13 protein-coding genes are annotated in these 12,582 nt (G+C 62.5%); 7 read left to right on the forward strand and 6 right to left on the reverse strand.

Going from position 1 to position 12,582, the window contains the following annotated elements:
• Positions 1-19 precede the first annotated feature (19 nt).
• Complete coding sequence (locus tag EOC93_RS17925; RefSeq protein WP_095484515.1) at positions 20-343, reverse strand: helix-turn-helix domain-containing protein; 324 nt, start codon at positions 341-343, stop codon at positions 20-22.
• 94 nt (positions 344-437) lie between these two features.
• On the opposite strand from EOC93_RS17925, the gene EOC93_RS17930 reads away from it, so the two are divergent.
• Both EOC93_RS17930 and EOC93_RS17935 read left to right on the forward strand, forming a co-directional pair.
• On the forward strand, positions 438-1,364 hold the full coding sequence (locus EOC93_RS17930; RefSeq protein ID WP_245461485.1) for an NAD(P)-binding domain-containing protein: 927 nt from the start codon (positions 438-440) through the stop codon (positions 1,362-1,364).
• Positions 1,365-1,560: 196 nt separating this feature from the next.
• A complete protein-coding gene (locus tag EOC93_RS17935) occupies positions 1,561-1,935 on the forward strand; it encodes a hypothetical protein (RefSeq protein ID WP_095484517.1) in 375 nt (124 codons plus the stop codon).
• 79 nt (positions 1,936-2,014) lie between these two features.
• Here the strand turns inward: EOC93_RS17935 and EOC93_RS17940 are convergent, their stop codons facing one another.
• On the reverse strand, positions 2,015-3,091 hold the full coding sequence (locus EOC93_RS17940) for a D-alanine--D-alanine ligase family protein (RefSeq protein WP_126104032.1): 1,077 nt from the start codon (positions 3,089-3,091) through the stop codon (positions 2,015-2,017).
• Between the two features lie 308 nt (positions 3,092-3,399).
• Here EOC93_RS17940 and EOC93_RS17945 point away from each other — a divergent pair, with 308 nt between their 5' ends.
• From EOC93_RS17945 to secDF, 3 genes are all read left to right on the forward strand, one after another.
• Positions 3,400-3,729, forward strand: a complete 330-nt coding sequence (locus tag EOC93_RS17945) for a metalloregulator ArsR/SmtB family transcription factor (RefSeq protein ID WP_126104033.1) — start codon at positions 3,400-3,402, stop codon at positions 3,727-3,729.
• Positions 3,713-4,189, forward strand: coding sequence for an SRPBCC family protein (locus tag EOC93_RS17950; protein ID WP_126104034.1), 477 nt, complete (start codon positions 3,713-3,715; stop codon positions 4,187-4,189). Before EOC93_RS17945 ends, EOC93_RS17950 begins: the two co-directional genes overlap by 17 nt.
• A 730-nt stretch (positions 4,190-4,919) precedes the next feature.
• Complete coding sequence (secDF, locus tag EOC93_RS17955) at positions 4,920-7,475, forward strand: protein translocase subunit SecDF (protein WP_127205275.1); 2,556 nt, start codon at positions 4,920-4,922, stop codon at positions 7,473-7,475.
• Positions 7,476-7,514: 39 nt separating this feature from the next.
• Here the strand turns inward: secDF and EOC93_RS17960 are convergent, their stop codons facing one another.
• From EOC93_RS17960 to EOC93_RS17975, 4 genes are all read right to left on the reverse strand, one after another.
• A complete protein-coding gene (locus EOC93_RS17960) occupies positions 7,515-8,648 on the reverse strand; it encodes a cysteine desulfurase family protein (protein WP_127205276.1) in 1,134 nt (377 codons plus the stop codon).
• A gap of 50 nt (positions 8,649-8,698) precedes the next feature.
• On the reverse strand, positions 8,699-9,175 hold the full coding sequence (locus tag EOC93_RS17965) for an EF-hand domain-containing protein (RefSeq protein ID WP_164759182.1): 477 nt from the start codon (positions 9,173-9,175) through the stop codon (positions 8,699-8,701).
• Positions 9,176-9,363: 188 nt separating this feature from the next.
• On the reverse strand, positions 9,364-10,641 hold the full coding sequence (locus EOC93_RS17970; protein ID WP_127205277.1) for an MFS transporter: 1,278 nt from the start codon (positions 10,639-10,641) through the stop codon (positions 9,364-9,366).
• A gap of 3 nt (positions 10,642-10,644) precedes the next feature.
• Complete coding sequence (locus tag EOC93_RS17975; protein WP_245461486.1) at positions 10,645-11,421, reverse strand: MBL fold metallo-hydrolase; 777 nt, start codon at positions 11,419-11,421, stop codon at positions 10,645-10,647.
• 37 nt (positions 11,422-11,458) lie between these two features.
• Between EOC93_RS17975 and EOC93_RS17980 the strand changes: the two genes are divergently transcribed.
• Entirely contained in the window at positions 11,459-12,127 is a 669-nt protein-coding gene (locus tag EOC93_RS17980; RefSeq protein ID WP_095484525.1) for a metalloregulator ArsR/SmtB family transcription factor, read from the forward strand.
• A 29-nt stretch (positions 12,128-12,156) separates the two neighbouring features.
• Positions 12,157-12,582: MFS transporter (locus EOC93_RS17985; RefSeq protein ID WP_164759183.1), on the forward strand; the 426-nt coding region annotated here is incomplete at its 3' end.

The following is a 12,582-nucleotide window of genomic DNA, read 5'->3' on the forward strand; positions in this document are numbered from 1 at the left end:
TGAAAATTGTGGAGTTCCGTTAAGCATCGATACCGGAAGGGAATTGCTCACCCCAACGGCATAACGCCTCTGCTCCAGCATTGAGCGCCGCTCCGCTTTCCGTCAACGAATAGACGACCTTAGTCGGCGATCCCGGATAGACTTCTCGGTTCACAAGCCCGTCGGCCTCCAGTTCACGCAATTGCTGCGTCAGCATCTTTTCACTGATCGCCGGAATCGACTGCCTCAACCGGCCGAACCTGCGAGACGCCGTTCCAAGCTCACAAAGAATATCCACTTTCCACTTCCCTTCGATCGCCTTGATCGCGGTTGCGAAGCCGCAATTGGCCGTCGGCTTATTCATGATGTTCTCCTTACCGTTGGGTAACCACTTACCTCCAGGTGCGTATTGTGCGCGCCATTCACTCCAGCATACCTCTGCCCGTGACGGCAAAACCATGGCGCCGGGCGCCTATTGGCATCTATTGGTATGGAGTGTTGCAATGAAGCTTTCAATCAGCGTCGTGGGGACGGGTCGTATGGGATCGGCGCTCGCCCGCGCCCTGCTTCAGTCGGGATATCGGACGACGGTCTGGAACAGGACAAAACAAAAGGCCGAACCGCTGGCCGCGCTCGGCGCCACTGTCGCGGGGTCCGTCCTCGAAGCTGTCAATGCGGCTGAGATTATCATCGTGAACGTAAGCGACTACCAGGCAAGCGCGGTTCTGCGCGACGATGCCGTTGCTTCAGCTATTCGCGGCAAGCTGATCGTGGAGCTCACTTCGGGAACGCCGCATGGCGCACGCGAAGCCGCTGAATGGGTTGCCGAGCACGGAGCCAACTATCTCGATGGCGCGATCATGGCCACGCCGGATTTCATCGGCACAGATGCCGGGACGATACTGATCTCGGGGCCAAGGCAGGCTTTCGACGCGAACGAGGAGATGTTTCGTGCCTTGGGCGGCAATGTCCAGCATGTCGGGGAAGAACCGGGACGGGCGAACGCACTTGATAGCGCGCTGCTTGCTCTCATGTGGGGCGCGCTGTTCGGAGCGCTCCATGCGATCGCCGTGTCTCAGGCCGAAGAGATCGACCTCGGCGAGTTGGCACGGCAGTGGACCGCAACAGCGCCTGTTGTTGACGGGCTTGTCGTCGACCTCATCAAGCGGACGAATGCTGGCCGTTTTGCCAGCGACAACGAGACGCTCTCGTCGATCTCCCCGCACTACGGCGCATTCCAGCATCTCTTGGAGCTGATGGAGGCGCGCAAGATCGACCGCTCGGTCGTCAACGCTTACGATGCGATCTTCCAACGGGCGATTGCAGCTGGCCACTTACATGATGATTTTGCCGCGTTATCGCAGTTTCTGGGAAAGTCCAGATAGGAGACCTCTCCGACCTGGATTGCGAGAAGGCCCTTTCTGACTGGCTGAGCGGATTTTCATTATGCAGCTTTCGGCCTTACTGAGGCGGATCATGCTTTACCGTCAGCCAGCGGGCCGTTTAACGATGAGCTGCGTTCGGGCTTTGTTGTCCAAGCATGGGCCGAGTCAGGCCAGTGATCTGCATTAGGGGAATAGGATGCCTTTGACGCTTCTCATCGATTCGTATTGTGCTGCCTGGTCTGATGAGAACGCCCAGCAGCGGCGGGCGTTGCTGTCATCGGTCTGGAGCGATGGCGCAACATACACCGACCCTACAGTCCATGCGACTGGCGCGGAAGAACTGCTCGCGCACATCGCAGGAGTTCTGGCCAAGCATCCCGGTGCCCGCATCTTACGGACAAGTGACGTGGATGTTCATCATGGGATCGCACGCTTCGCGTGGAAGTTTGTGATGCCTGATGGATCGTCCTTCCCCGAGGGTTTGGACATAGCCTTCCTCGACTCCAGCCAGAAGCGAATAACGCGTATCGTCGGCTTTTTCGGGCCGTTGATAAGGTCTTCAGTGTCATAGGCCACGCACCAAATTATTCAGCCAGATCCGGTCGCAAGATCGTCGCTTCAGTTGGGGATATTCCGACAAGCTCTCGCCATCAAGCAGATCGACCAGCGCGTGCCAGCCCGTGCGCCACCAGCCGATCGATGATTTCGGAATAGCTGACGCCGCTTGCCGCCATCGCCTTGGAATACATGCTGATATCGGTGAAACCGGGAATGGTGTTGAGCTCGTTGATGAGGACGCGCATGTCAGGCGTCACGAAGAAATCAACGCGGGCCATGCCGTCGCAGCCGACCGCACGGAAGGCCTTTGCTGCCATCGCGCGGATCTTGCCCTCAATCTCCTGCGGCAGTTCAGCCGGGACTTTCAGCGCGGCGCCGTGCTCGTCGATATATTTGGCGTCGTAGCTGTAGAAACCGTGGCTCTGTGCTGGCATGATTTCGCCAGGACGGGAAACGAAGAGGCCGCCTTGCGTATCCTCCAGCACGCTGCACTCGATCTCGCGGCCTCGAATAAATTCTTCGGCCAGCAGCTTGCGGTCGTGACCAAAACCTTCTGTCAGCGCTGCCTCATAGTCTTTTTCAGCCGAAACCTTACTGACGCCGACAGAGGAGCCCTGCCGGGCCGGTTTGATGAAAAGCGGAAGACCAAGCACGCTCTCCAGTTCCGCAAAGGCCGGTGCGGCGCCGTGGTGGATTGTGACGGAACGCGCGGTGGGCAAGCCCGCCTCGTTCAGCAGCCGCTTGGCAATGTCCTTGTCGAGGGCGGCGGCCGAACCGAGTATGCCGCAGCCGGCGAGCGGCACACGCGCCACCTCCGCGAGCCCCTGCACCGAGCCGTCCTCGCCATGGAGGCCGTGCAGGGCGGGAAACAGGATGTCGATGGCAGGCAGTTCGTGAGGCGTGCCATTCGTCGGGATCGCCAACACCCGTCCTTGTCCGCCCGGCACCAGACAGACTTCTGTACCGGTCGAAGGTTTCGCCAGCGTGCCATCCTCGAAGCTGCTCAGCAGCCATTGTCCTTCGCGGGTGACGAAGACGGGAACGGCATCGTATTTCGCGGGTTCCAGCGCACGCATGACATTGGTTGCCGACAGCACCGAAACGTCATGCTCGGCGGAGCGTCCGCCAAAGAGCACGGCAATGCGCAGTCTTTTCGAGGTGTCGGCCATGAGCGTCTCCAAATGGTCTGGCAGGGATGCCGGCAGTAGGCACATTGGGTCTCGGCGCGCAGCCCGAACGGTTCCCGACGAAGGTCATGAAGTTATGTAGATGATCGACTCGTATACTCGTACACGAGTCGAGAGGTGGCCATTCAAGTCCGTGTCTGAGGTGCTTGGGTTCGGTCTCCTCCCCAGTGCTCCTCTCATTGAAGGAAGCGCAGCATGAGACCTGAATGAGGAGAGAATACGCTGCCCTCTGCCCTGCTTCGCAAGCAACTGGGGTTGCCTTGATCATAAACCTGTGCTTATCATAAACCATGATTTATGATTATGCAGGTATGGTCGCGCTGGCCGACCCCACGCGCAGAAAGGTATTCGAGCTTGTGGCCGAAGAGCCGCGTTCGGTAGCGAACCTCGCTCGAACCCTGCCGGTGTCTCAGCCCGCGATCTCTCATCATCTGAAGGTGCTGAGGGAGGCGCGGCTGGTCCGCGCCGAGCCTCGCGGCGCCAGCAACATCTACCATGTCGACCCTCATGGTCTTGGCGAGATGCGAGCCTGGCTCGACCAGATGTGGGGGAACGCGCTCGACGCCTTCCGAAACGAGATCAACAAAGCCAAGGAGCGAAATAATGACGGCGATCATTAAACCAGCGCCTGTGCGCAAGTCGGTCACCGTGGACGTGCCGGTTGCCACGGCGTTTGAAGTGTTCACGAGCGGGTTCGGACGTTGGTGGCCGGCGTCCCACTCGATAGGCAAGTCCGCGCTCAGGAGCGCGACTATCGAGCCAAAGGCAGGAGGCCGCTGGTTTGAGACCGGCGAGGATGGGACGGAATGCGACTGGGGCGAAGTGCTGGCGTGGGAACCGCCAAACCGCATCGTCCTGGCATGGCGGATTCGCGCCGACTGGCAATATGATCCGTCGCTGCTGACCGAAGTCGAGATCAACTTCTCCGAGGCCGGCGAGAACGCGACTCGCGTCGAGCTCGAGCATCGTCGGCTTGAGAACATGGGCGCGGCCGGCGAAGCGGTGCGTGAGATCTTCGACTCCGATCGCGGCTGGAGCGGTATCCTGAAAAACTATGTCCAGTTGATAGAGAAGCGGTAGGCCGCCAACCGATCGGCCAACACACTTACCCTTGAGTGCGTGAAAGGTGCGCTTCAATTCGCAATCCAAGTACTATAGTTAAGGACCAGGAGGGCGGCTTGCCGCTTGCTGAGACAACGACGGCGAAAGCATATTTTGCCCCAGTGTATGACGAGCCGTGCCGGTGAGATGAGACGAAACGGTCGAAGACAGGCTAGCATAAGGCCCGGCACTCTGCTCAGCATGGGTGCTGGTCTGCGGCTGCTCGCTTCATTGCTCTTCTTGATCTGGACCATTCCCGCGGCAACAGCCGAGCACGTCGCACAGGATCTTGCCAAGGGGCAAATGAGGCTCGGCGCGACCGAGCCCGTCACACACCCGACTTTCCTTGTCCGCGACATTGCACGCCGTGTTGCTGCTGAGACTTCCCGTTTCAAGACGGGAACGCCTGTCACTGCGGCAAACGGCAAGCCCTTTTGCATTATCCCGGATTTGCGCCTGCCGCTCGAAACCGCGTCAGCCGCACCGTTTGCTATGGGGTCTGAGGACCGGCCGAAACTGTCGCCGAACCGCGCCTTCGATGCGCGCGCGCCTCCGCTTCTCACGGCATGATCTTGGCCGCGCGACGGCCCTCGGCTCCCAAAACTTTCACATCGCGTTCCTGGGCTCTCGTCGAGTTGCTCGCCGATCGGAACGCCAAAGCACTTGTCGGAGGCGGTTTCCGCCCGATATGGGCTGAACGGATAAGAATATGCTGCATTTTTCGCGCTGGAAGACCATTCTCATCTGGCTGACGGTCCTGGCCGGTATCCTGTACGCAGCGCCCAATTTGGTTCCCGCCTCCACTCTGGCATCGCTGCCCAATTGGCTGCCAAAGCAGCAGCTGACGCTGGGGCTCGACCTGCAGGGCGGCTCGCACATCCTGCTCCAGATCGATCGGCAGGACCTCGCCAACGAACGCCTCGAAGCGGCCCGCGACGAGGTTCGCACATCGCTGCGCGATGCCCAGATCGGTTATACCGGACTTACCGGCACCGCCAATTCGATCCAGGTCCGCATTCGCGACCAAGGTCAGGTCGAAGCTGCGAAGAGCGCGCTCGAAAGATTGACGCAGCCGATCTCGACCGGACTTTTCATGAGCGGCTCCGTGACCGAGATGGAGATGGCCGAGCCGGAACCGGGGCTGCTGCGTTTTACGCTGACCGAAGCCGGGATCGACTACCGGATCGCCGCGGCGCTGACCCAATCGATCGAGGTGGTGGGCCGGCGCGTGAACGAGCTCGGCACGACCGAGCCGATCATCCAGCGCCAGGGTTCGGACCGTATCATGGTCCAGGTGCCGGGCCTGCAGGATCCGCAGCGGCTGAAGGATATTCTCGGACAGACCGCGAAGCTGACCTTTCAGATGGTCGACCAGTCGATTCCGGTCGAGGAGGCTATCTCCGGCCGCCCGCCGGCGGGCTCGACGGTGTTGTATTCGACGGACGAACCGCGGGTTCCGCATCTGATCGAGAATCGGATCATCGTCTCCGGCGAAAACCTCGTCGATGCGCAGGCAACCTTCGACCAGCGCACCAACGAGCCGGTGGTCTCGTTTCGCTTCGACAGCCGCGGCGCCGGCCGCTTCGGTCAGGCTACTCAGACCAATGTCGGGCGCCTGTTCGCGATCATCCTCGACAACGAGGTGATCTCCGCGCCGCAGATCCGCGAACCAATCCTGGGCGGCACCGGGCAGATATCCGGCAGTTTCACGGTGGAGAGCGCGAACGACCTTGCGGTCCTGCTGCGCGCCGGCGCACTGCCTGCCGACCTCACCATCGTCGAGGAACGCACCGTCGGCCCGAGCCTCGGCAGCGATTCGATCGACGCCGGCCAGTTCGCGTCAATCGTCGCCGGGTTCCTCGTCGTCGGCTTCATGCTGTTCGCCTATGGGCGACTGGGGCTGATCGCGAATATCGCGCTCCTGGCCAACGTCGCATTGATCATCGCCGTCCTGTCGGTTCTCGGCGCGACGCTGACGCTGCCCGGCATCGCCGGCATCGTGCTGACGATGGGGATGGCGGTCGATTCCAACGTCATCATCTTCGAGCGCGTCCGCGAAGAGAGCCGCCAAGGGCGCTCGATCGTGCAGTCGATGGATTCCGGGTTCAAACAGGCGCTGGCGACAGTCGTCGACGCCAATGTGACGACGCTGATTGCCGCCGTCATCCTGTTCTTTCTCGGCTCAGGGCCGATCAAGGGATTTGCCGTCACCCTCGCCATCGGCATCGTCACCACCGTGTTCACGGCGTTCACGCTGACGCGCTGGCTGGTCGCGTTCTGGCTTCGCCGGCAACGCCCGAAAACCATGCCCAGCGGTGTCATGCGACTGGTGCCCGACGACACGCGCGTGCCGTTCATGGCGTTCCGAAAGTACGCCTTCACGCTGTCCCTGCTATTGTCGATCGCTTCGGCCGCGGCGTTCTTCACTGTCGGCATGAACTACGGCATCGACTTCCGCGGCGGTTCGAGCATCGAGGTGCAGGCGAAGGGTCAGCAGGCCGACATCGGCAACATCCGCGAGCGCCTGACAGGTCTCGAACTGGGCGAGGTGCAGGTGCAGGAGTTCGGGTCGACCCGGGATGTGCTGATACGCATCGGCACCCAGGGGGGCGGCGACGTTGCCGAACAGTCCGCCGTCCAGAAAGTGAGAAGCGCGCTCGAATCTGACTACGAGTTCCGCCGCATCGAGGTCGTCGGCCCGACTGTGTCCTCGGAACTAGCCTTCAACGGCACGATGGGCGTGCTCGCCTCGCTGCTGGCGATGCTCGTCTACATCTGGGTCAGGTTCGAGTGGCAGTTCGGGCTCGGCGCCATCATTTCGACCTTCCACGACGTGATCCTGATGATCGGCTTCTACGTCGTCGCGGGCATAGAGTTCAATTTGACCTCGATAGCCGCGATCCTGACTATCGTCGGCTATTCGATCAACGATACCGTTGTTGTCTATGACCGGGTCCGCGAGAACCTGCGCCGCTATAAAAAGATGCCGATCGCCGAGCTGCTCGACCTGTCGATGAACCAGACTCTGGCGCGAACGGTCCTCACCGGCGTGACGACGCTGTTCGCGCTGGCGGCGCTTTCGATCTGGGGCGGCGAGGTCATCCAGTCCTTCACGGTCGCGATGATCTTCGGCATCCTCGCCGGGACCTATTCCTCCATCTTCGTCGCCGGGCCGCTGCTGATCCTGTTCAGGCTCCGGCCGGGCGCCCTCAGTCCAGAGGAACCCACAGCGGCGAAAGAGCCGCCGGCGCGACCGGCTTTATGACGCAACGATGGGTGGTGCCGTCTCTTCGGGTCCTATCGTCTAGCGGATGGCGGATCGGACCGTGACGGCTCGAAGCTGATCCACGACGGCGTCGATTTCGGCGCTGGTCGTGGCTCGACCAAGACTGAAGCGAACGGCGCCCATGCCGATCTTCTCGGGCACGCCCATGGCCGTGAGCACTGGGGAGAGCTCGACCCGGCCGGCGTGACAGGCCGAACCGGTCGACGCCGCGACGCCGTCGAGATGCGAAAGCACCTCGGCGCCGATCATGCCGACGAATGAAACGCTGAGCGTGTTGGGAAGGCGATGCTGAGGGTGCCCGTTGAGCGCGACACGGTCGCCGAAACCCTCCTGCAGCGCGTCCCAAAAACGATCCCGCAGCACGCGGACGCGTGCCATCGGCTCCAGGTCGCTGGCGAGCGCACAGGCCGTACCGAGGCCAACCGCGAGCAAGGCGCTCTCAGTGCCAGCGCGCCGGCCATGTTCGTGCCCCGCGCCATGGATCAGCGGCTCGAGCGTGACACCATCGCGGACATAGAGCGCCCCGACACCCTTTGGTGCATAGAGTTTGTGGCCGGCGATGGTCAGCAAATCGACGCCAAGCGCGTCGACCTTGGTTGCAATCTTGCCGACCGACTGCGCTGCGTCGGTGTGAAACCGGACCCCACGTTCCCGCGCAACAGCACCGATCTCCTCGATCGGTTGGATCGTGCCAACTTCATTGTTGGCGTGCATGACGCTGATCAGGATGGTGCGCGGCGTGATGGCACGACGCACGTCCTCGGGATTGACCCGGCCCGTGCTGTCGACCGGCAAATAGGTCACTGCCGCGCCGAACTCCTCGAGAAACCGGCAAGGCGCGAGAATGGCCGGGTGCTCGACCGTGGTGGTGACGATGTGCTCGCCCTTGTGGCGGAGGGCGAAGAACGTGCCCTTGATCGCCAGGTTGTTGGCCTCACTGCCGCCGCTTGTGAACACGATCTCGTCGGGTGCGCAGTCGAGTAGTGCCGCAACCTGGCCGCGGGCCTTCTCCAGCGCAGCCTTCGCCGGCATGCTCGCCCAATGGCCGCTCGACGGATTGCCGAAAGCCTCATCCAAATATGGCCGCATGGCAGCCGTGACGGCCGGATCGATCGGCGTGCTCGCGTTGTAGTCGAGGTAGATCGACGTCATGTTCGGGAGCCTCCTTCGCGGCTTGTCGCCCGGCGATCAGCTGCGCGCGGCTACTGCCGCATGAATGCCTGCACTTCTTCGGGTGTCACTTTGCCGTCTTTGTTTGCGTCCACCTTGTCGAAGATTCGCTTATGGATGGCGGTGATCTCTTCGAAGGAAAGCGCGCTGTCGCCGTCCGTGTCGGCAATGGCGAACATGATCTTCATCATGTGCCCGCGCATGCGCATCATCGGCATTGCGCCCATCATGCCGGGCTGCTTCATCTCGCACATCATGCCCTGACCCATGCCTTGGCCCATCATGCCTTGACCCATCATTCCGGGAGGCATCATGCCGGGTTGAGCGGGCTGTGCCCCTTGGTCTTGTCCCACCATATCTCCAGGCTCGGTGGACGGCGCCGCCTGTGCGACCGTCGTATCGGGATGGTGCGGATCGGCTGCGGTCGTTTGCGCGGCGGCTATAGCCGTCATGCCGGCGGCGACAATTGCGGCGAGCGCGGCCACGCGCGTCAATGAAATCAACGTCATAGCATCCTCCTTCCTCTCATGGGCTCGGCAGTTTTGACCCACTGGCGGCTCTGCGGCCGGAAATGCTTTGGGCTCTTTCCGTACTGCCGGCAAACTGCCGGTCGCGGTCAAATTCCAATATAGGCCCAACGGGCAGCGCGGCGAGCTTGCGCCGGATCAATTGCTTGGGCAGCGATCTGCCGCCGCTGTCATGTTGCCCTCCTCGCGGACGGATGAGCCTCGGTTTCGCTCATCACAACAGCCACGACTACCCCTGAGAGAAACGTCAGCGCGGCGATCGATGTGATCGCCCATGACAGCCCGAAGCTGTCGGCGATGAGGCCGGCGGAGAGCGCGCCGATCGCGTAGCCGAGATCCCGCCAGAAGCGGTAGACGCTGAGTGAGCGGGCGCGCCAGGTCGGATGCGAGGCGTCGGAGACGGCTGCGATCAGGCTTGGGTAGACCATCGCCGTGCCGAGGCCGAGCAGAAGGCTGCCGACGATCCACCACTCGAACTGGCGCGTCGCCGCGGTGAGAAACAGACCCGCGGCCTGTACCCACATGCCGGCGACGATCAGGCCCTTGCGCCCCCAGCGATCGCTCAAGGGGCCTGTGGCGATCTGCAGGACACCCCATGTCGCGGGATAGACCGCCTTGAGGATGCCGATGCGCTCGACGCCGAGACCGAAGGAAGCGAAGAACAATGGGAAAATGCCCCAGCTCATGCCGTCGTTGAGATTGTTGACGAGGCCGGCCTGCGAAGCGGCGAACAGGTTGCGATCCCCGAACGAGGTGAGCGCGAAGACTTCCCGAAAGCTGATCGGCGCGGACTGCTGCGCGTGGGATGAGGCCTCCAGCCGAACGTGGTCCCGCGTGTCGCGCACGAGCAGGATCGACAGTGCGGCACCGACGACCGCATAACCGATGCCGAGATAGATCGGCACTGGCCGAAGTCCGTATTGTGAGGCGAGATAGCCGGTCAGGAACGCCGTCACCCCGACGGCGAGATAGCCGGCGAACTCGTTAAGACCAACGGCAAGGCCGCGCGACTTTGGCCCGACGAGATCGACTTTCATGATCACGGTCATCGACCAGGCGAGCCCCTGGTTGATGCCGAGCAATGCGTTGGCCGCAATCACCCATTCCCAGGTCGGCGCCCAGATGATCATGAACGGCACCGGCAGGCCGACCAGCCATCCCAAGACGAGCACGCGCTTGCGGCCCCACGCGTCGGCAAGCTGCCCCGAGACCAGATTGGCGAGCGCCTTGACGACGCCGAAGCTGACGATGAAGGAGACGATGAGCGTTGTCGACGTGACGTGGAACTCTTCCGATCCGATCAGCGGCACCACCGTTCGTTCTATCCCGACCATGCCGCCGACAAAGGCGTTGATCACGACGAGCAGCGCGAATTGCGGCCAGTTCTCTCTGAGGCCTAGCCTGACGGGTGAACCCGCCTTGCCTGGCACCGATGCCGCTTCGTCCATGGGTCAGGCCGCCGCCGCAGCCAAGGCGGAATTGGCGGCCCGGAGCGCCGCGGCCTCGGGCGGAGCCGGGGGAATCTCGGCGAGCATGAAGCGGATGAACGCGGCTTCGTCCTCGATCCGCAAGGCCTCGTTGTGGCGTTTCTCGAAACCGATGGTCGACCAGGGCTTGCCGCTCAGGCGCCGGCCGCAGACCGAGCCAGCATAGGCGCCGGGGAGCACCTCGACATGATCTGGGAGAGCCTTGAGCCGACCGGCGCTGTGAAACATATCCTTTGCGCCTTGCTCGGCGCTGACGGCGAGTTCGGTGCGACCGAGATCGCCGACCATCAGCGTGTGGCCGGTCAGCACGAACCATGGCTCGTCGGCACGCGTGCGGTCGCTGACGAGAATGCAGATATGCTCCGGGGTGTGACCGGGTGTGTGCAGGACGGTTGCGGCGACGTTGCCGAGCGAGAGGGCCTCTCCGTCGCGCATTCCTTTGAACGGGAACGCGACATACGCCTCCGCCCCGAGCACGTATGCGGCGCCCGCCGCTTCGGCGAGCGCGCGGCCGACGGAGAGATGGTCGGCATGAACATGCGTGTCGACGACGAAGTGGATGCGCATGCCGGCGTCTTCGGCGGCGCGCAGGTAAAACTCGATGTCGCCGGCCGGATCGACGACGGCCGCGGCTGCCTTGCCGCCGCAGCCGAACAGGTATGAGACGCCGACTGGATCGGTATGAAGGAATTGGCGAAGGATCATGGTCTTGCGCGCCTCGCGACGACGGGCTAGAGACATTCAATCATTCCGCTGAATGTTCCACTGAGGAGAAGCCGTGTCAAGCACCGGACCGAAACAGGCGATCTACGCGAGCCTTGCCGAAGTGGCTCAGGCGCTCGGCCATCCGCATCGGCTCGAGCTTCTGGAGCACCTCGCGCAAGGGGTGCGCAGCGTCGAGGACCTCTCCGCGCGAGCCCATCTGAGCTTCGCCAACACGTCGCGCCACCTGCAGATCCTGCGGCGGGCGCGCCTCGTCGAGACGGAGCGCCGCGGCAAGCACATGCTCTATAGCCTCGCCGGCGACGCCGAGGTGGTGGCGCTGATTAAGGCGCTCGGCCGCGTCGGCGAGCGAAATGTTGCCGAAATCGGCCGCGTCATGGCCGACTACTTCCGGGCTCGCGATGCGATGGAGCCGGTGTCGCGAGACGAGCTCGTCTCAAGGCTGCATGACGGCATGGTCACGGTTCTCGACGTTCGGCCAGAGGATGAGTTCGCGGCCGGACATCTTCCAGGCGCCCTCAACATCCCGCTGGCCGAGTTGGAGCGTCGCTTAGGCGAGCTAGAGGCAGATCGGGAAGTGATCGCCTATTGCCGCGGCCCCTATTGCGTTCTCTCGTTCGAAGCGGTCGCCGCCTTGCGAGAGCAGGGCTATCTCGCGCGTCGGCTCGAAGACGGCTATCCCGAATGGAAGACCGCCGGCCTGCCGGTCGAAACGGCCGCCTGAAACAGAACACGCGGGCGCTCACGCAGGTGATGAGGGCAGGCAGATCAGTGCTGCGGATCCATTCGACGACCTTTCTTTTCATGGCCCGTGCCTTGCGCGACATGGGCGATGGCTTCGTGGCCGTTCTGCTGCCGGTCTATCTCCTCGCATTAGGCTTCACTCCCCTTCAGGTCGGCGTGATCGCAACGGCGTCACTGCTTGGTTCCGCGCTCTTAACCATCGGTGTCGGGTTCCTCGGCGTCCGTTACGATCACCGCCAACTCCTGTTTGCCGCCGCCAGCCTGATGGTCGCCACGGGCGTGGCCTTTGCTTTGGTCCATGACTACGCGCTGCTGTTGGTGGTCGCGTTCGCAGGCACCATCAACCCCTCGGCCGGCAGCGTCAGCGTATTCGTGCCATTGGAGCATGCGGTGCTGACACGCGAAGTCACCGATGCCGCGCGGACCAGGATGTTC

The sequence above is a fragment of the Mesorhizobium sp. M6A.T.Ce.TU.002.03.1.1 genome (assembly GCF_003997275.1).
Lineage (GTDB): Bacteria > Pseudomonadota > Alphaproteobacteria > Rhizobiales > Rhizobiaceae > Mesorhizobium > Mesorhizobium mediterraneum.